Source organism: Sphingobacterium sp. UBA6320 (assembly GCF_002440335.1).
Taxonomy (GTDB): domain Bacteria; phylum Bacteroidota; class Bacteroidia; order Sphingobacteriales; family Sphingobacteriaceae; genus Sphingobacterium.
In genome coordinates, this window is sequence record NZ_DJTA01000022.1 from 101150 (window position 1) to 122453 (window position 21304).

At 35.2% G+C, this 21304-nt stretch carries 16 protein-coding genes; 6 read left to right on the forward strand and 10 right to left on the reverse strand.

Features of this window, described 5'->3' with window-relative positions; translation table 11 throughout:
* Window positions 1–30: 30 nt before the first annotated feature.
* Window positions 31–1086, reverse strand: coding sequence for a 3-oxoacyl-ACP synthase III family protein (locus B3P23_RS14245; RefSeq protein WP_260948796.1), 1056 nt, complete (start codon window positions 1084–1086; stop codon window positions 31–33).
* Window positions 1087–1397: 311 nt separating this feature from the next.
* On the opposite strand from B3P23_RS14245, the gene B3P23_RS14250 reads away from it, so the two are divergent.
* Window positions 1398–1715: a hypothetical protein gene (locus B3P23_RS14250; protein WP_293927274.1), complete on the forward strand. Its 318-nt coding sequence runs from the start codon at window positions 1398–1400 to the stop codon at window positions 1713–1715.
* A gap of 470 nt (window positions 1716–2185) precedes the next feature.
* Here the strand turns inward: B3P23_RS14250 and B3P23_RS14255 are convergent, their stop codons facing one another.
* The 9 genes from B3P23_RS14255 to B3P23_RS14295 all read right to left on the reverse strand — a co-directional run bounded on the left by B3P23_RS14255 (window position 2186) and on the right by B3P23_RS14295 (window position 13400).
* Window positions 2186–2833, reverse strand: coding sequence for an alpha/beta hydrolase (locus tag B3P23_RS14255; protein ID WP_293927276.1), 648 nt, complete (start codon window positions 2831–2833; stop codon window positions 2186–2188).
* A gap of 361 nt (window positions 2834–3194) precedes the next feature.
* Window positions 3195–3698 carry a protease gene (locus tag B3P23_RS14260; RefSeq protein ID WP_293927279.1) on the reverse strand — a complete coding sequence of 168 codons (504 nt, stop codon included), beginning with the start codon at window positions 3696–3698 and terminating at the stop codon, window positions 3195–3197.
* A 128-nt stretch (window positions 3699–3826) separates the two neighbouring features.
* Window positions 3827–4075, reverse strand: coding sequence for a hypothetical protein (locus B3P23_RS14265; RefSeq protein WP_293927282.1), 249 nt, complete (start codon window positions 4073–4075; stop codon window positions 3827–3829).
* A gap of 208 nt (window positions 4076–4283) precedes the next feature.
* Window positions 4284–5813 carry a sulfatase family protein gene (locus B3P23_RS14270; RefSeq protein WP_293927285.1) on the reverse strand — a complete coding sequence of 510 codons (1530 nt, stop codon included), beginning with the start codon at window positions 5811–5813 and terminating at the stop codon, window positions 4284–4286.
* A complete protein-coding gene (locus B3P23_RS14275) occupies window positions 5810–6193 on the reverse strand; it encodes a hypothetical protein (RefSeq protein ID WP_293927288.1) in 384 nt (127 codons plus the stop codon). Before B3P23_RS14275 ends, B3P23_RS14270 begins: the two co-directional genes overlap by 4 nt.
* Before the next feature lie 10 nt (window positions 6194–6203).
* Complete coding sequence (locus B3P23_RS14280) at window positions 6204–8030, reverse strand: RagB/SusD family nutrient uptake outer membrane protein (RefSeq protein ID WP_293927291.1); 1827 nt, start codon at window positions 8028–8030, stop codon at window positions 6204–6206.
* 10 nt (window positions 8031–8040) lie between these two features.
* Window positions 8041–11535 (reverse strand): SusC/RagA family TonB-linked outer membrane protein, encoded by a 3495-nt coding sequence (locus B3P23_RS14285; protein ID WP_293927294.1) that lies wholly within the window; start codon window positions 11533–11535, stop codon window positions 8041–8043.
* A gap of 131 nt (window positions 11536–11666) precedes the next feature.
* Complete coding sequence (locus B3P23_RS14290) at window positions 11667–12743, reverse strand: FecR family protein (RefSeq protein ID WP_045756553.1); 1077 nt, start codon at window positions 12741–12743, stop codon at window positions 11667–11669.
* A 57-nt stretch (window positions 12744–12800) separates the two neighbouring features.
* Window positions 12801–13400, reverse strand: coding sequence for a sigma-70 family RNA polymerase sigma factor (locus tag B3P23_RS14295; protein ID WP_045756552.1), 600 nt, complete (start codon window positions 13398–13400; stop codon window positions 12801–12803).
* A 1429-nt stretch (window positions 13401–14829) separates the two neighbouring features.
* Between B3P23_RS14295 and B3P23_RS14300 the strand changes: the two genes are divergently transcribed.
* From B3P23_RS14300 to B3P23_RS14320, 5 genes are all read left to right on the forward strand, one after another.
* A complete protein-coding gene (locus B3P23_RS14300) occupies window positions 14830–16101 on the forward strand; it encodes a family 16 glycosylhydrolase (protein ID WP_293927298.1) in 1272 nt (423 codons plus the stop codon).
* Between the two features lie 567 nt (window positions 16102–16668).
* Entirely contained in the window at window positions 16669–17862 is a 1194-nt protein-coding gene (locus tag B3P23_RS14305) for an FAD-dependent monooxygenase (protein WP_045756311.1), read from the forward strand.
* Between the two features lie 92 nt (window positions 17863–17954).
* Window positions 17955–18674, forward strand: a complete 720-nt coding sequence (locus B3P23_RS14310) for a hypothetical protein (RefSeq protein ID WP_094772439.1) — start codon at window positions 17955–17957, stop codon at window positions 18672–18674.
* A gap of 175 nt (window positions 18675–18849) precedes the next feature.
* Window positions 18850–20643 (forward strand): tetratricopeptide repeat protein, encoded by a 1794-nt coding sequence (locus B3P23_RS14315; protein WP_248753142.1) that lies wholly within the window; start codon window positions 18850–18852, stop codon window positions 20641–20643.
* A gap of 36 nt (window positions 20644–20679) precedes the next feature.
* A complete protein-coding gene (locus B3P23_RS14320; protein WP_045756313.1) occupies window positions 20680–21222 on the forward strand; it encodes a hypothetical protein in 543 nt (180 codons plus the stop codon).
* Window positions 21223–21304 lie beyond the last annotated feature (82 nt).

Sequence of the window (21304 nt, forward strand, 5' to 3'; positions counted from 1 at the left end):
AACTTATACATGGGATTTATTTTGACAGTTTTAAAATTTGTAGACAAACGCGTTGATATTCATGCCTGCTCCAACAGAGGCGAATAGCGTAATATCTCCTTTATTGATCGAATGCTCGGGTATTTCTCCGTGTAGAATCATTGCTAATAATGTAGGTATGGTTGCAACACTATTATTGCCCAATTTCTGAATGATCATAGGCATAACATTTGGCGGCTTCGGGAGATCGTATAGTTGATAGAACCTGCTTACGATCGCTTCGTCCATTTTCTCATTAGCTTGATGAATGATGATCTTAGAAAGTTCTTTTATGGAGTAACCGCTATTGTCAAAACACGTTTTCATAGCCAGAGATACATTTGTTAGCGCAAATTCATATATTTTACGTCCTTTCATTTTTAAATACTTGGTATTTGAATCCTGATGGAAGTAAGACTTGCCGAAATATAAATAATCGCTTTCATTAAGGGTGAAAGAAGCCGATAGATGAGATAGAAGTCCAGAATCATCTTGATTAGCATCTAGGATTACTGCACCAGCACCATCTGCATAAATCATGCTGTCTCTATCGTGAGGATCTATTACTCTAGATAATGTTTCTGCTCCGATAACCAGACATCTTTTAGCAATACCTGCTTGAATAAATGCATTGGCCTGGATGACGCCTTCAATCCACCCCGGACAACCGAATAATAAATCGTACGCAACACAAAAGTTATTTTTAACCTTTAAAAGGTGTTTAACACGAGAGGCTAAACTTGGAACCATGTCGGACTGTATAGATCCATGCACAACATCTCCATAATTATGAGCAAAGATGATATAATCTAGGGTTTCGGGATCGATCTGAGCATCTTCGATTGCTTTCTGTGCAGCAAGAAAACCAAGGTCAGATGCCACTTGGTCAGTTTCTGCATAACGCCTTTCTTCAATTCCAGTTATTTCCTTTAATTTTTGGGTTATAATTGCATTTGACTGTTTTAATGGTACTCCGTTTTCGTCAAAGAAAGTAGACTCGTCAAAAAATTTATTTGTAACGGTATGTAAAGGAATATAATTTCCAGCGCCTATAATTTTGCTATTCATTTTTTTTATATTACTTATTAATGTAGTCATTATTACTGATATCTGCAAATCTGCATCTCACGGCAATTGTAAATTTTATCAATCTAATGTAATTTTCCTTTATTTGTGAATATTATATTTGTATATTAAGTTAAAGCTATACTTATGTAGTTTTTAAATTGGTTCACACACTATAATTTGATTTTATAATGGGTAATAATTGTAATTTGATATTAGGTTCGTTTTATACGAAAAATCTTGTAGATGAACTTCAGCTTTCGATGTGCGTGTTTATTAACAAGCATAAACAAAAGTCGATCGGGTTATTTCTCATGAGCGATCTAAAAGTAGATAATGAATTATTGGTCAGTTATGTACAGAAAAATGCAGGTCAAGGTCCAAAGCTTATCATCAATGAGGATTTGGTATTAAAGCATTTCAATAATAAAAAGGAACAATTTTACTATTGGAAGGGTACTGTCGCTACAATTCGAAGTATGGTACGACTATTGGATTTCTATTGTTTTACTGAATTGGGACAAAAACCAATTACTCCGATTGAAGGCCATCCATTTGTTATTCAAACAATGTATATGTTAGAGGAAGTGGAAAAAAGAAATTTGCAGATTGGAGCGAAGCTGAAGCAGTAATTGTTTTCGCTTTTATACATCATGTATATGAATTTAGAGTGATTTGTATTTGAATAAGACATTAAGATTGATTCTTCAAATTTACTCGTTACGATGATTTGGTAATTCTCCGATTTTGGTTGATATTATTTATACAGGATGATTTCCTGAACTCGTGAAAAATTCAACCTCATTTCCAATCTTTGAGTACCATATCTTTCCTATATCTTCCATACTCAAAGTATCTTTATTCTCTAAAAGTTTTATAATCTATGTTTATCACGTGCTATAACCATATTGGGTTGGTTTTTAGCAGCGCAGTCTACTTTTTCAAATTTATCACCGTACCAACACATACATTCCTTAGATGTGAAGGTGTAGATTATAGTGGTAATAAAAAAAGTTAATAAAGGACAAAATTATGCTCGATCAAATCAGTTGGGACTGTGGAAACTATATGAAAATTCAGTATTTGATTAATGTCTACACGTTTAAATTAAAAGTTTTCTTAATAAAAGCTCGACCTCTTTAGCATGGGTAATGGTCATAAAATGACCAGCATGATCGATTACATAAGATGTCTTGATATTATTAATGGGGATTATACGATCTTTACTCCCATGGATATGAATGAGATCAGCTGAAATGATTTCATTTTTCCAGTTTAATATTTTATCGACTGCCCATACTAAGAATTGTGGGTCAGTATCACGTAAAATCTGTTTGAGCATCAATTTGTCTTCTTCGTAAGTTATGCCAAAGAAATAATTCATCACCATAGTATGTTTTTTGAGGAAATTATTAGGAATAATATTATTGAGTTTTAGCGCTCCTATGATTCTGTAAAGTACGGGTATTTCCTTAGTGCACTTTGCGGAGGCTAGCAGTATTATTTTTTTTACTTTAATTATCTTTGCTATTTCCATTGCCATCATGCCTCCAAAAGATAGCCCGATTAGGATGGGATTTTTGACTGTTATTTTTAATGATAACCTTTGAGCATATGATACCATTGACTCACTCGGAAGCGGAGACATCCAATCTAAGTATTCTATATTTATACCTTCAAAGTTTATTTTTGAAAATACTCTTCGATCTACGCCCAATCCGCTTAGTATATAAATATGACTGTTGCTCATGTACTAATTGATGATTATACTTGATGAATAATTCAATTCCTTAAAATTTATAGAGATATTGACCGGAATCTATATTTTATTATTAATACTTTTAAATTAGTGAAAATATCACAAAATCGATCTTATGAAAATTATTTTTTTGGTTTAATGGGAAGATGTTCAATATAAAATTTGAAGCAAACATGTTACATTATGATTTGGGACAATAATTAATTGGGGAAATTAATTATTGTCAGAAAAAAATATTTCTAATCAAAGGATTAGTCACTTCTTTTTGATCGCTGTAGAAATTTAGTTATTAAAAATGTGAATTTTGGATATAAGCTTAAATGATTTGTCATATCATGTAAGCTTAAACTAATTATTTTCCAGTTATTGCAATTTTGATTTCATTTCCTTTATCAAGTCCACTAACACCACCGCCCGTGTATTTTACGGTGTATTTTCCCGGCTTAATGGTGTAATTCTTGGCTAGATTATATATGGTACTCACGCTATCATGTGGTTGCACATGAATATAGCTCTCTATAGAAGGGGGCATTATTCTTCTAGCCATAGGACCAGTAAAAAGTGCTTCGTTGCCCTCCTCATCGAGAACTTCCATGTATTTTCCTAAAAATGGTTCAAAAGGTGTTTCCCATTTGCAAAAATGCTGCACCGTATCTGCATGATTGATCACAGTGAAAGACAATTGTACAGAATCTGTTGAGAAATTATTACCTATTGTTCTTAAATGTGTTTGAAGTGTGGGTAGTGCGGAGTCATTTTGTTTTACTTCATTGGACGAGCTTACCGTTTTTTGATTTTGACAACCTGTTAACGTTACAGCTGCAATACATAATATTAAGGAATAGTGACGAATCATACATTTTTTAATTTTAATAATTAATTATTGTTGTGTTTAGGATGTATTTAGATCGATGACATGTTACTGAGAAAGGGGAGTGCTGATGAACATTTTTCATATCTGAAATTGTATTGTGTTCAATATCATTACTTGAGCGAAATATCTGATACTTCAATCAATTCGGGTCCACCCTCTAAAGGATAGCCTGCGAGCTTTTTACCTTTAATTATAACAGATTTATTTATATAATCATCCAACTTTATTTTAATACTTTTCAACGCATAGCTTTTATTCTCTGCATTTATCATGTGTGTTCCATATTGAAAGGTAGTTATTCCTAACGGAGTTATTTCCCCTGTAATAACAAGATTGCTCTTATCTCCAGTATTTTTCATACTGCAGCAGCTAGAGAGAAAGCCTACAAGGATGGTAAATATCACGATCTTTTTCATACGTACTAAACGATTAAAACAATATTTATGCTACACATTTAATAGTATTAAATAAATCAGCTTAGAAATTGATAAACATACTGGTGCCTGATATCTCTTTATATATACAAAACGCCCATATATATGAGCGTTTTGCATTACTTTAAATATACTAATCTATATTTTTCTTATAGATTTCTTCTGCTTCTTTATCATCAAAAAGACGCATTTGTTTTACTAACTTTTTTTTCATCATCTTGACCACAGCGCCATATCCAGGATCAAGATATACATTATGAAGTTCTTGAGGATCTTTTTGTAAATCAAATAATTCCCAGGTTTCTAGACGTTTGTAATATCTGATCAATTTGTATCGGTCATCACGCACTCCAAAATGTGGACTTACTGCGTGCTCCCCATTTTCAAAATAATGATAGAAAAGATCTTTCCTATGTTCTTTGTTAGGTTTTTTGAGCACATGTACAAAAGATTCACCTTGGATATCCTTCGGCTTTTTGACCGATGCAAGTTCAAGTAGAGTCGGTGCAATATCGGCATTGACCACTTTGGCATTAATTTCAGTATGGGGTTTTATCAATGCTGGATAGCGCATGACCATCGGTGTACGGAAGGATTCTTCATACATCCAACGCTTATCAAACCAACCATGTTCGCCCATATAAAAACCTTGATCGGACAGATAGATGACGACTGTATTTTCCTTGAGTTGCTTACTGTCTATATAGTCCAATACTTTTCCGATGTTCCTGTCCATGGATTGTGCAGTATTGAGGTAATCGGTCATATAGCGCTTAAATTTCCACTCTGCTAAAGCTTTTCCCGTCAACTTGGATTGCTTAAGTTCTTCATAGATCGGTCTGTAATAATTGATGTATTTTTCTTGCTGTGCTGGTGTCATGCGTTTAAAATTACCATCCTGCATCATCGCTTCAACAGATTCGAACATCTTTAGATCGTAGCCCATGCGCATATCCTTATCAATAGACATCTCCTGAAGCTTGGCTGGTTTACGGCTTTCGTAGTCGTCGTAAAAGGTTTCCGGTAATTTAAAATCAACGCTGTCATAAGTGCCAAAATCTGCAGGATCGGGCATCCATGTACGATGGGTCGCTTTATGACCGATAACCAAGCAAAAAGGTTGTTCTTGATTTATGGTATCGAGCCAATTTAAAGCTTTGTCGGTCACGATATCTGACACATATCCTTCACTTTGTTTACGTCCTTGTTTACTGATAAAATCTGGATTGAAATAGGTGCCTTGATCAACCAAGATGTCAAAATAATTGAATCCTTGTAATTTATCCCCCAAATGGATTTTACCGACCCAGGCGGTATTGTAACCGACCTGCTGGAACTGTTTGACAAATAAATCTTGACTGAAATCGAATTCGGAAGTCTCGTTATCCTTAAAACCATTTTTGTGACTGTACTTTCCTGTCAATAAAGTGGCCCTACTGGGGCCACATATTGAATTGTTGACAAAAGCATTTTTAAAAATAGCCCCTTCATTGGCGATACGATCTATCTGGGGTGTTTTTCCGTATTTTGAACCATATGCTCCTATGGTTTGATAGGCATGGTCATCGGAAATGATGATCAAGACATTAGGTCTTTTTTGTCCGTAAGCATGTCTTCCTGTAGTCAAAGCAAGCGCTAGAATTACAATAAAACTTAATTTCATGAGCCTTTTTGTTTAAAGTTGATGGTTAATTCTTCTTTTGAAGTGGAGTTTATTTTGACCCAGCCTGATCGATCTTGACCCGAATCATTTGCTTTGATCGTCAGCTTTTGTGTTACATTACCAGATCCGAATTTGCGTTCCACACTGTACCACTGTACATTTGCCGGTAAAGTAACCCACCAGCCATTGGTGGTCCCCTCAATACTTATGGTATAAGTACCTGCTATTTTCTCTATTTCGTTTGTCACGGTACTGGTCACCTGAAATGGACCAGAGACAGGTTTAGCAGGAAGGTTTTCTTTTTTGCAAGCAATTAACGATAATAAGATTAGGAGGATAAGGAAACCGAAGTTTCCTTTTTTATAAATTAATGTCTTCATGATAGTGATTTTACCAGTTTGGGTTTTGTTTCCATTTACCATTTGTCAATTCGATCATCCGTTGCTGGATGGGAAGTAAGTAATCTCGATCGACTCTAAATCGATAGCCACTTGGCAATACTGCTTTGTAAGGATCCATGTAGCGTGTAGCATCACCAGGATTACCTGAAAGGAAGAAATTGACATTTTTTCCTGTTGGTGCTGTGTCATAGTATAAAAGATTGTCTTTGTAAAAACCTGCACTGCTGTTTTCTTGCGCAATATTGCTTCCCATAAAAAGGATACCTAAAGGTCTTTTGCCAACGATCAGTTGATCAGCAGCTGCCCAACGGAAAATATCTTGCAAGCGCAGACCTTCAGCTACGAGTTCAACACGTCTTTCTCTTCTCACTGCTTGTATATATTTGTCTAGCTGTGCAAAAGGATAGTTTACTGAAGTATTATATTCTCGGTCGAAGTCCATGTCAGGCATATTAACGCGTGCACGCAATGGTCGTATCGCATCAATAATTTTACTCGGATCTTCTTTAAGTTCAGCTATAGCTTCCGCATAGTTGAGCAATACTTCTGCATAACGAAAATAAATGACAGGAGCAGCACTCATGCCATCATCAGATACCGCAGGAAGACTGTTGTATTCCACATATTTGTACATCGGGTAACCTGTGGTGGAACGATTGAATCCACTTTGATTGATCGGTGGAAAATTGGCTGCAACAGCATCAGGTCGTAAAGGTGCCTGTGGCACTACTGCTGTTTGTGCCAATCGTGGATCACGAACTGTAGGTCTTAAATCTTGGCTGTATGTTTTTTGCACTTCGGTCTGTAGTGTACCTACAAATGGTTTCCCATCTGCTGTTAAATAATCACTCACGAGACTTTGGGTCAAACCGATATCTCCTCCTCCTGTTGATAGGTATTTGGAAACACCGTGTCCGACATTTTCTGAAGGATTATAGCGTCGATATAATAAAACTTCATTGTTTGTAGAAAGATTTGCCGTATTGAACATATTGCGATAATCATCATTGAATTTTCCGGTGGTATATATTTTCCAGCGGTTACCATCTATAATAGTCTTGGCGGCATCGCGTGCTTGAGTCAAATAACTCTTAATCTTATCTTCTGTAGCTTCCGTGCTCGCAAATGGTGTCCCTTTTAATTTATGGTACCGCTGCCACGTTCCTTCATAAAGACCAACTCGCGATTTTAATGCCAGAGCTACATCACGGTGCACACGCATACTCGCATTAGTAGATGCTGTAGGTAAAAGATCGATTGAACGGTTCAGGTCGTTGAGGATAGAATCTACGATCATAATACGACTATCCCTAGCTAATAACGTGGATTCATCTTCGGAACTCAACAATTGATTGACCCAGGTGACATCGCCATACTTTTTGACCAATTCGAAATAATACCAAGCACGGAAGAAATATGCTTCGCCAAGATATTTGTTGATATCGGTTTGATTTCCTTTTGCATTTTTAGATTGCTTTAGAAAAAAGTTGATCGATCTTATTTGCGTGTATTCACTAATGTTGGAAGCATTGGAGATCGTCAACTGTCCGCTAAGTCTCGGATCCACACTGGTAAAAATCATATTGTCAGTACGTGCGTCATCAAAAGCAGGCCCGATACCACCGGTAAAATTCGGATGACCGGGTAAAGTTTGATAGAATTGATTGACATACAATTTAAGCTCATTGGTCGAAGATAAACTCCCTGTTGTGGATAGCTGATCCAATGGTTCCCGATCCAGAAAATTACTGTTGCATGCTGAAAATATCGTAATACTTGCTGCAAGTAGGCATAAATATAGATTATATAGTTTCATGTTGCTCGGATTAAAAATTAACGTTTAGACCAAAAGAATACACTTTGCTCAAGGGATATATCTTCCCAGTACCTGAACCGCCGTTAATGGTTTCTGGGTCAAACATTTTCGCCAATGGGCTAAAAGTCAACAAGTTTTCGCCACTAAAGAATAGATTGATGCGTTCGAATTTCCAGCGCTGTATTAATGATTTTGGAATATTATAACTGATAGTTAGGTTTTTGAGGCGCAAGTACGCAGCACTTTGCAAATAACGGGTTGAAGATAGCTGTGTCTTATTGATATAAGAATTGATGGCACCTGCAGGTGCTGCATAAGGATTTGGATAGTAAGCATCAGGATTACTTTCAGAGAAATAATCTAAATGTTGTTTGAAAACGGTCACTTGTGCTAGGGCACCTGCTCCCCAGAAATAAGCATCGGCAACTGCTGGACTAAAATCCCTTTTACCAATACCTTGCCACAGCATATTCATCGATAAATTTTTCCACGTTAATCCACCAGATAAACTATAGTTGTACCTTGGGGTGTTGTTTCCGATGATGGAAATGTCGCCCATATCACCTAATCGGTTGGTCCCATTATTGATTTTCCCATCATTGTTGTTATCTAGATACATGACATCTCCAGGGATCCAATCACGAGCGGATAAAAATGATTGATCCAATTTATTATAAGCATCTGCTTCTGCTTGTGTACGGATCAATTGATTGGCGGTATAGCCCCAGATTTCACCAGAGGTTTTGCCTTCATACCATTGTCCACTTGGATCAAATTTGGTTGGATTTTGATATTTCGTAACCATTGATTGGTAATCTGTGAGTATTAAGCCTAGGTTATAGCTCCAATCGTCAGAAAGTTGATCACGCCATTTAACATTGACTTCCCAGCCACGTGTTCTTAAATCAGCATTATTACTTTTTGCAGGTACTGTACCGAAAAGATCGGCTACATCTCGAGATGGACCGAGCATATCTTTGGTATTGCGCTGATAGATATCAATTGCACCTGTCAATCTATATTGGAATGCCGTAAAATCAAGACCGAAATTTGCGCTGCGTACAGTTTCCCAAGTAATCAAAGGATTGAATGCTCCTGGAGCGTTTATGTAGCTCTCGCGGCCATTTTCAAAATAATACCTTCCCCCAGCTCCATTAGCTCCTGGTACGACGATGCTCATGTTTTCCGAGTACGCATAGAGTCCTGCTCCAGCCTGATTTCCTAGTGATCCGTATGAACCTCTTATTTTCAGTTGATTGACCCAGCTGACTTCATCTTTAAAGAATGATTCTTCACTGATGTTGTATGCAGCCGATACCGATGGAAAGAATCCCCAACGATTGTCGGATGCGAAACGTGAAGAACCATCATAACGTCCATTCACTTCCAATAGGTATTTTTGGTCGAAATTGTAATTCAAACGCGCAAAGAAACCACGAGTTGCCCAATGATTACGGGCTTCTTTACTGGATTTGGTTCCTGTTGATAAGTCTATGCCAGGGCGGTCAAAACTAATCAAATCACTAGCGGATGTATAGATTTCCTTAAACTGATTTAGCTCTTGCTGAAAACCGGCTGTGAGATCAAAGTTGTGCTTGTCGACCGAAATTTTGTAATTGGTATAGATGTTGGGTGTGAGATAATTGTTAGTATTCATTTTACGTTCGAAACTGCCACCTAAGGGTATATTGTACTCAGAACGGTTAACAAGATAGGACGTTCCATCGATGCCATAGATCGTGCCTGGTAATTTTAAGATATCATTGGCATCATTATCCAATCTGTAATTGAGATCAGCAAATATTTTCCAGTTTTTTAGCGGACTTATTTCTACACCACCTAATATAGCTAATGTATTGTTTGTTAATTCATCTTTTGTTCCCGATTGTAAATATGGCACCATGGATTGTTCATTCCAGTTTCCATAAAAATCATAGGGTGATACATTAGGACGCATACGAGCTAAATTGTGAAAGAACATGTCTTCGTATCCTGCTAAAGGTGTTTGATTGTTGTTTTTAGTATATTTAACATTGGCTTTGACTTTTAACCAAGAAGTCAGATCTGAAGAAATAGAACTGTTGAAATTATAGCGTTTATAGTCAATATTTGCATAGCGCAAGATTCCTTCTTCGTTGTAATAACCTGCCGATACGTAAAATTGAGTACCAGCATTACCTCCGCTCATGTTTACGGTATAATTCTGACGTAGAGCAGTAGGTTTATAGTGCAGATTGAACCAGTTAGTATTAGCAATTCCATTGGCACTGTTTTCCCAGCTTGCATAATTGTTCGTGTTGACTTCTGGAAAGATCGACAGACTGCTTGGATCATTAATATACTGTTGCAATAGCGCAATTTTGTCTTCCGAATATTGCTTTGTACCCAATGCATTAAAGGTTGCTGTATTGAAGAAATTGGCAAACTCTACCGAATTGGCCATATCGGGTAATCTTACAGGGGATGTGAGTCCAGTATTACCAGTAAAACTGATTACTTTTTTTCCTGCGGTACCTTTTTTAGTTGTTACCAAAATAACACCGTACGCAGCTCTTGATCCATATATCGCAGATGCTGATGCATCTTTTAATACCGAGATGTTTTCAATATCGCTGGGATTGATATCTGCTAGTGACATCTCCATTCCGTCGACAAGTACATAAGGACCATCGGTACCGCTGATATTTCCTACTCCACGTACATTGAGATTGAAACTTTGACCAGGCTTGGTATTCCCTCCAACATTCACATTTAGTCCTGGGACCACACCCTGCAAGCTTTGTGTGGCATTGACAACGGGTCTATTCTCCAATTCCCGACCGCTTATAGCGGAAACAGCACCTGTTAAGTTGACACGTTTTTGCGTTCCATAACCAACGACAACGACTTCTTCGAGTTGAGCAAGATCATCGGCCAATTGGATAGATTGAAAAGTCGATGAGTAAGATAATTCTCGCGAAACAAAACCGACACTACTGATCATGATCGTACTTTGAGTGTTTTTAACTGCAATTGTAAATTCACCTTTTTCATTTGTAAGTGTACTTCTATCAGATCCTTTTTCCTTAATGGATACGCCAGCTAAAGGCTCGCCTTTGCTATCGGTGACCTTACCATGAAATTTTGGATCTTGTATTACGATTGGTGAAATGATGATGCGACCACCATTGATCTCCTGCATTTTTAGTCCTGTTTTTTGTAAAATAGGTTCCAATAGTTCATACCATGGTTTTCTAATTGCATTGATATCACTGATCACAAATTTGTCGATCTGATTGTCATTGTAGATAAATCGCAGATCAGTTTGTTTTTCGATCAACTGCAGTAAAGTTTTAAATTTTATGCTTTTGTTTTTTAATGTAATGTTGCCTTGAGCAAGTGTCGAATTTGCATAACTACTGTAGCCAAAAGCTACAATAAGTAAAAGCGTAAATTTTACCATGAAGAGCCACTTTAGGTAATAAAGAATTGGCACATGACTGACGACATGTGAATTTTTTTTCATAATTTTAGATATTAGAAGTTAGTAATTAAGCACATTACTTTCCTAGGGCTTTGTGCTTGTTCATTCATCTTTAAGGGTGTATCATTACGATATACCCTTTTTTGTAAAGTTCTGATTCATAATTTTAAGTTTTAATAAATTAATATACTGTCTTGTTTTTCTGTATAATGTAAATTAACACCTGTTTTAATCAACAGGTCAAGTAAATCTTTACAGGTTTTTTCCTCAAATACACCGCTGAAAGATTCATTCATAAGTTTTTCATTTTCGATTAGAATCGTTTTATTATACCAACGTTCCATTTTTTTTGTCATAAGCGCTAGTGGATCATTTTGAAAAACAAGCTTATTTTTAGTCCAAAGCATATCCAGTTGCTCACCGTCTTCAGAGTTAGCTTTTTTTATATCAATAATTACTTTCGTATTTTCAGTTGAGGCACTTTGACGATTTGTGTTGATCCGCATGGCATTGGTCATCATATTGGTCACTTCAATCTTGTCTCCAGGCTGCATGATATAGTGGCGAAATTTACCATTGTCCTTTATCTGCAAGTTGACCTTCCCTTCAATCAATGCTGTTTCCATTCTCTTTTCTTCGGGATATGCTCTGACATTAAATTGAGTCCCTAATACCTCGATTCGGTTACCATAAGAATCGACATGAAAAGGTAGCTTTTTGTTTTTTGCAACATTAAAGTAAGCTTCACCAGAGAGTTTCACATCACGGTTACTATGTCCATATGACTTGTTGTACTCCAATTTGCTCTCACTATTGAGCCAAATCTCCGTACCGTCTTTCAACCGGTAGAATTTGCGTTCTCCTTTGGCAGATATAAGTATGATGTTGTCATTGGTCATTGGTTTATAGATGTAGTTTACAACTATTGCGAGCATAAAAAGTATTAGTATTGCCGCTAGAGGAATACTATATTTTCTTATTTTACTGTATATTTTTTGTTGTTGCGGTATGATTTGTTCTTCTTGAATAGCAGTTAATTTAAATTTCTGCTTAGATTTTTCATATTGCGTCTCGATCGATATTATTTTTTCGGTAGAAGTAGGTTTACTGTTCGTAAGGAAAAGGTATAGATCGATTCTGCTTTCATCTTCAGCCATCAGACGATATAGATCATCTAGTTGTGGTCCCGTGATAGTTTGGTCCAAAACTTTATGAATCAATTGTAGATATTGCTGATCTGTTGATGACATATTTTTAGGGTTTATCATGAAGACACATGAAAAGATCAATATCCCCAATATGAAATCTTATTTTTTTGATTTTAATAGAAAATACAATTTTTCAATCGCGATCTGGATATGTCGATCTACTGTTTTTACCGCAATGCCCATCGTTTCTGCAGCTTGTTTATAAGTCATTTGGCAATCTTTTACCAATAGAAAAGCTTCTTTGGTTTTAGGCGAAAGTTGATCTATAGCTCGTTCTATCTCTCGAGTTTTTTCTTTCGATATGAGTAGAGCTTCCGGTGATAAGTCGTCCACTAGAGTATCACAATACACTTCTGCAGGTTGGTATTGAATGATTTTGTTTCGCAATAGATTGAGACATTTATTCTTTGTCGCTCTGTATGTATAGGCAGATAGTGATTTGATCTGAACAAGTTTTGGACCCATATTCCAAATTTCCCAAAGAACTTCACATGCTACATCTTCAGCATGATATCCGTCTTTTATAATAGATGATGCATAGCCTTTTAGAACTTCAAAATTTTGCATGAAAAACTGTTTAAACACATCTTCATTGCGCATAATGGCAATTTTATGTTTTTGTTCTTCAGTGATTTCTTGAATGTCGTACATCGTTATGGGTTTTTGATTGGGCTTGACTAAGATAAACAAATCATACATAAAACGATTATTCTTGAAAAAATATTCTTTGCGCTGTCTCTTACTTAATGAAAAAAAATCAATCTACTATCTAGTTTTAACATCTACAAACTTATCTTTCTTTAAATCTTACGTACATTAAATAACACTGAAAATCTTTTAGTTATCTACATGTAATTTATCAATGGTTTGAGTATTTATCAAATATTCTTTTCAAGTATTAATGCTGTTTTGCAAATATAAAACGAGGAAAATTGCAATGTTGAATTGGGATAATACTAAATAAAGCTAGCATATTCAAGTAATACATTTGATAATGTATACTTAAAAATTAACCAATATTGTAAACCTTTTCTTTGTTGCCAAAGAAAACGAAACCAAAAAACATAAAAAAAAGTATGTTTTACTGCCTATTATGATCGGGCTTTCCCTACATAGTTGGGTTCAGGCTAAACTCACATTTATATCATTTAAAAATGATTTGGAATCGAATAATATAAATCAATGACCTATTAAAGGAGTTCTCAAATCTACTAATGGAACAGTAATCACCAACCTCTCTACGTGTAAGACGACTCAAACAGACACAGTTGGGACATTTGAAATAGCTGGATTTATGGACCAAAGTCTTAAAATCACAATGGTAGGTTATCATGCACAAATACTCAAGGTTGAATCAAATGAGATACAGATTATGTTATCTACAGCGGACGTATCACTCGCCAACACTAAAATACCTAATTTTAATTATAAATTCTATTTTGGATTTTTGATCAGGTTTGAAGTTATTCAATAATTTCGGTAGGCTTGTGGATATGCTATGGTAACCTTTTTTATCTGATAAATATTTCTGAAGTTGAAATAGAGGTGATTGAGCAATTATTACTACTAAATATCGAAAATGTGTTACGTTGATATCTGTATAAATTGATTACATGTAATACTTAATCTGACCTAATAAAGTATTTGTATACCATTGATTTTTATATCTATACAACCGGTCTTTCCATCTCTTTAGCCATTCCAAAAGCATTGCTGCCACTATTATTTTTGTTAGATTATTTTTCTAGATAATAGATATGTAATTCCAGTTGACCATTTTTCATGTCATAAAGATATTAGTAGATATTAAGTATTGAAATGTATCATTAATGGAGTGAAATTGTCGGCTATGGGATAAATAAAATATATACATATTTATTGATCTCTCCATAGTCGGCTAATAAATAGATGTTACAGAGTGAATTTGGGTATAAATTTTTTTTATAAAAAAAATAGTTATTATAAAAATTATTGTATCTTAGAAATATTATGTACTACATAACTAATAAATTAATCATTTGTAACTAAAGCAGCTAAGATTAGAATAGACTGAAAAAGAAATGTGATAAGGAGGATTTTCTAGTTACAATTTATAGTGAACACATTTTAAATTTTTTTAATAATCATTATGAACAAGAGAATCCTAAATTTTATGACAGCAAGTTCCTTGCTATTTCTTTGCAGTACAATAGTATCTTGCAACAAAGAACAAGTAGATCAATCAAGTAATCAAATGGTAAGTGTATCAAAAACAAATGCTTTGACGATTACTTCTTCTTTACAAAGCCTATCCGATTACGAGTTAATTTGGTCAGATGAATTTAATACAGTCGGTGGATTTGACGATAGTAAATGGAGTTATGCAGAACGTGGTACCGTTGCCTGGAACAAATATATGACGCACACTTCTGATTATGTTTCGCAAGATGGTAATAACTTATTATTGCGTATGGATAATGCTGTGATTCCAACAGATCCAGTCCCTTATCATAGTGGGGGAGTAAAATCTCAGAATAAATTCAGTATGACTTTTGGTAAGGTTGAGGTAAGAGCAAAATTTACACAGGGTAGGGGTTCATGGCCAGCAATTTGGATGATGCCAGAGCCTGCAACAGCTTACGCTGGATGGCCAGGTTGTGGCGAAATTGATATTATGGAACATGTTAATAATGAGATGGTCGTACACCAGTCCGTACACAATGCTACAGTTACAGGTTCTGGGGGGGGCACAAGTGCTACACATTCTACGAGTTATAATGCAGCAGACTATAATATTTATAGTCTAGAATGGAGCCCGGTTGCACTCAAATTTTATGTCAACAATATTTTGCAATATACTTATAACAAAGCCAGTGGAGCTACTTGGCAACAATGGCCATTTGATGTTCCATTTTATATAATTTTAAATCAAGCTGGAGGTGCTGGTTGGCCAGGAGCCATTACAAATGCAGATTTACCTTTTAATATGCAAGTGGATTATGTTCGTGTTTATAATCTGCCTATATTTTACAATGGTGGTTTTGAAACAGGCACACTTTCCCCTTGGACTTCTTGGGGTGGAAATGCATCTATTATCAACACCAATGTGCGTACCGGTTTAAAATGCATTCAATTATCAGGTGGGGCCAATGCTATAGAACAATATTTAACAGGTTTACAACCCAATACAACATATCGCTTTTCTGGTTATGGTAAAGTGTCTGCAGCTGGCCAACAGGTGTTGTTAGGAGTTAAAGGCTATGGCGGCACGGCTGTTAATGTCGCTTTTAATACGACCTCATATATCAATAACTCAGTTACATTTACAACAGGAGCGACACAAACTACAGCAACCCTATATTTTTATAAGGCAGGTTCTGGAACTGTTTATGGCGATGACTTTACATTGGAAAAATTATAATAATATCTTAAGTATTTAATATTTCATTCACTAAAACTCAATGAATATCAGCAGGTTTTAGTGAGTGAAATTTATCCCCTTTTAGGGGGGGGGTATCGTTGCATTCTTTTGCAGATGTACTTTTTAAAAAGTAGCAAGGAGCTCGCATGGAAATTCTTTTTGGCAAGAAATGTACAATAATTAAATCCTAACCTTTCCACTGTATAGTTAAACTAGCGGTTGTTAAAATGGTCATTGATAATTATGCTTGCTAGCTAGTCCAAATAGATCAAGTGTGTTTATATGAAAAAAAAAGATCTGATTATCCTACAATTTTTACTTAGTATCGGCTGACAAATAATTTGCATTAGCTATTTAGTTATTATATTTCTAATAATATGTTTTGTTCAAAGCATTAGTTATGAGTGTGTAACATATGTTGTGATTGATTTTACGTTGATATATAGTCTGGGCGTGACTTACATAAAGCTCAATTTAACCGATTATAAGTAATACGTATGTTAAAAACTAATTGTATTATGTTATGTATTAATATACATATTGCTTTATTTTTATTTAAAAATATTCATGGAAAAAAGAACAGTACTAGTATCTGGAGCCAGTATTGCTGGTCCAACTCTTGCTTTTTGGTTGTCTCGATTTGGTTTTGAAGTGACTGTAGTAGAGCGCGCTCCAGAATTGAGATTAGGTGGACAAAATATAGATGTTAGAGATGAAGCACAGAAAGTCGTACAACTCATGGGGTTGGAAGATAAAATCCTAGCCGCTAATACTGGTGAGTTAGGAATTCGTTTTGTCGATGCCGCTCATCGTATTAAAGCTGAGTTTCCAAAAGCAAATTCAGATTTTGGAACGGCTGAATTAGAAATCCTCCGAGGGGATCTTGCTCAAATCCTCTATCATGCAACCCAGGAAAATGTAGGTTATATTTTTGATGACCAGATTACGGTGTTAGAAGATCAGGGAAATCAGGTTTTAGTTACCTTTAAAAATAATGCGCCGCGCATTTTTGACCTCGTGATCGCGGCAGATGGAATCCGTTCCACGACACGTAAGTTGATGTTCGGAGATGAGCCACAAATCAAGTATATTGGCGTTTATTGTTCATATCTCACCATTCCTCGGATCGAGTCTGATGATGAATGGGCATATTGGTATAATGCACCTGGCTCGAGAGTCTTAAACACAAGACCTGATAATGTGGGTACAACCCGAGCTTCCTTTTCTTTTCTTTCACCAGATAACGGCTATGAAAAATTAGATTTAGTAAAACAGAGAGAAATTTTGAAGGATAAATTTGCAGATGCCGGATGGCAAGCTCCACGTATTCTAAAAGCATTAGATCAAAGTAAAGATGTGTATTTTGATCGTATAAGTCAGGTAAAGGCTCCTCGATGGTCTAATGGAAGGTGCGCAATGGTTGGTGATGCGGCCTATTGCCCCACTCCAATGTCAGGAATGGGAGCAAGTCTATCCATTGTGGGCGCATATATATTGGCAGGTGAATTAGGACGACATAAAAATCATCAAGATGCTTTTGAAGCTTACGAAAAGTTGATGAGACCTTTTGTTGAAGATATTCAAAACTTACCTCCAGGAGTGCCATGGGTAGCACATCCTAAGACAAAGTTGGGCATCACACTTTTTAATGCTGCCCTTGGAATAGCATCAAGCAGGTTGGTGAAAAAAATTTCAAAAATTTTTGGAGGTAATGCCAAAAAGGATCTAAAAGAGCGTGTTAAATTGCCTAATTATAGATAAATAAGTTGTTAAATTTTAATGGTTCAATCTTTCTTTGTTTCCATATTAATATTTGGATAATAAACAGATACTAAATTTAATTTTTTAAGTCAATGCTTATATACTCTCCCAAATATCTGGTTTTAATTTTTGCCATGCTGGTATTGATCGTAAGTAAACTGAAAGGGCAGTTGATTAATAATAATGATATTGGGTATGTTGAAGATTACCAGAAATTACCAAGAATAAATTTTGTAAAATCCAATGTTGTGGAATATGAACAATGCAAATCACTAAATCAATTCGTAATACCTAAGATTAAGCAGAGCAAAACAAATTTTTATTTACAGACAAATACCGGTCAAATAAAATTTAAGAAAACACTACCGGATAAAAAAGATTTTAATGGATATGAATTCCTTGGATACTATCCTCAGCTTAATATGTATGCGATCACAGAGAATATCATGTCTGATGAATTAAGTTTTGGTTCACTTGCATTAATCGATAGTATAACAGGAAATTCGTATACGATTGTTTCCATAGGGGATGGGGCAGTTGAAACCCCTATCATATCTCCACGGGGCAACTATTTAGTTTATTATTATAATTGGCTATATGATGGCAATAGTTGTTTTATTGGGTTATTGCAGATGAATAGAAATAAGACACATATTCTTGAAGAGCATCAAAGTTTCGAGAGTAAAAATTTTATGATTGAAGGAATCCGTTGGTTGGACAACGATACGTTTATAGTAAAAACTTTTCAATCAAAAGATATCGATGGTGTTCACTTTAAAAAAATCAATTATTATAGAGCCAGTTTAAATTGATAATGGATCAAAGACATGTAATAGATCCATTGGAATGTTACTATAAAATAAAGACGTAGTTCTCACATAAAAATGTATGTTAACATTTAAGCGTATTTTTTGTTAATAGAGTACTTATCGTAAATCAGAAGTTAACCGTTAAATTATAGATATATTGAATTATAAATATTTTATTATGAGAATTAAGTTGGCCATTTTATTATTGTCCGTTTTGTTTTGTGCTCCGGTTTTTGGTCAGATCAAAAGTATTTATGAAAAAACAGTAGATTCTTTAAATCAAATCGGCCAACCAGAGAAGATTATTCCATATTTAGAGATAGAAGTTAAAAAGCAACCTAAAGACGAAACGTTACTTCGATTAACGGGGTATCAATATTTGCAATTAAACAACTTAGAGCGTGGTGAGCATTATTACCGTCAAGCACTTATGGTCAATCCAGCATGTGCACGTTGTTATCTCAATCTAGGTCTGATTTACGCTTTTAAAAATGATTTTAATCAAGCATTAAACTATTTAGATAAAGCTGTGGCTAATGATTCAAACGATGATATGATTTTATCAAATCGAGGAAGAATAAAGGATATGATCGGTGATAAGATTGGTGCTTTAGTAGATTATGATAAATCAATATCAATTGCTCCTGATCGCGCCAGTAACTATGTGGAAAGAGGAAATTATCATTTAAATCATCAAGAAAAATCTAAAGCTTTGTTGGATTTTAATAAAGCGATCGAACTCGATTCTAAGCATTATAAGGCTTATTTTTTTAGAGGTAGATTGAAATTTGAAAATAACGACCTCTCTGCTGCATTGGAAGATATCAATCAAGCAATCTCCTTAGTTGCTCCTGATCCTCAATTATATAATTTTCGGGGTACTGTTTATAACCATTTGAAACAATTTGAAAATGCTTTGACAGATCTTAATACATCGATCCAACTTAATCCCAATGATGTTATCACTTATTTAAATAGAGCCGAAATATATTATGCGCTAGAAGATTTGGATGCATCCTGTCAAGACTATACAACAGCAAAAGCATTAGCTCTGGAGCAAAAGTTAGAGGATGCTGAATTATACAAAAACATGGAGGAATCAATGTCGACCTTTTGTGATTCCAGCAAAGCCAGTTATTACTATCAGCGCGGGGTGGCTTTTTATAACTTACAACAATATGAAAAAGCATTAAAAATTTACGATGCAGGATTACGGCAATTTCCTGATAACGCCATGATTTTATCTTTTAAAGGTAATGCACACTTGGCTCTGAAAGATTTTACTAACGCTACTTTAAATTATGATATTGCTTTAATTAATAAGGCGAGCTTGATGCTTGAATTTAAAAATAATCCTCGCTTTATCAATGCAAGCCAACAAGAACTTCAATCCTATTACGATGCTTCTTTAGCGGATATTTATTATCACGACGCGGAAAGTAAAGTGAATACTGGAAAATTGGATACCGCTTTAGTACGAATGAATGATGCCATTGCATTGATTCCAAATCTCAATGGATTTGCAAAAGAATTATATTTTAATAGAAGAGGCCATATCTATTTGTTGCTAGGGCAATATAATCAAGCTTTGGTTGACTTCAACCAAAGTATCCAAATCAATGGAAAGTATGCTCTAGCTTACATAAATAGGGCCATAGCCAAGGTAAGCCTATCCGAAAAACCAACCCAGTCAGCTATTATTATCCGTACTAAACAGCCTAACCAACCTTTCAGGATGAATTGGACAATTAATTCAAAAATACGTTCTGAAAAAGCAGATCTAAATCTTAAATCTGCTTTAGCAGATTGTAATAAGGCAATAGATCTAGACAAAAGCGATGGTTTTTCATATTATGTTAGGGGACAGATTAAACAGTTTTTAAATGATCCAACATGTTGCGCAGATCTTCTTAAAGCAAAAAAAATGGGTATTGTCGTAGAAGATGATTTGCTAGTTTCATGTAATCAATAATTCTAAATTAAAATAGTATAACCTAATCGTTAAATAATGAAAATTTTAAAATACTTTCTATTACTTTTTGTTGTCGTTGCTAGTCAAAGTATAGCACAAACAAAGTCTACAAAGAAAACTAGAATTAAAAGACCAGATATTATAGCACCGCCAGAAATTGTCATTCCTGAGGAATATAAAACGAGTGAAAATGTACCGCTTTTTCCTCTAGCTTTTGCTTGGCAAATAAATGCGGATACGACCTTAGCTCCAAATGTTATTTTTAGGGAAATTATCGAATTAAACGGTGACCAGGTAGACAGCAGAGTTTCCTTTAGAGATGTTGAAGTTAAATTGAAAAAGAGCGAACAAGAGAATTATAATGTACAGAACGACGTGCTATCTATGTTTGTCAAATTAGTTCAGTATGATGCAAAAATTGACCAGAATATGCTTTATCTGACGGATAGGAAGAACAAGATTTTGCGAACTTTTAAAATATTTTATGATCAGCATAACCATATCGAACGCTTGCAAGATCTGAGCACAAAAAAGTTCTATGAATCTACCCCGTTCGAAGGTGCTTCACCTTCTATGTAAAAAAGTTAAAAATTGCTTTAATGTAATATGATGTCTAGTCATTATATTACAATTATAAAAAGCTTATAGGTTTGGGTATATT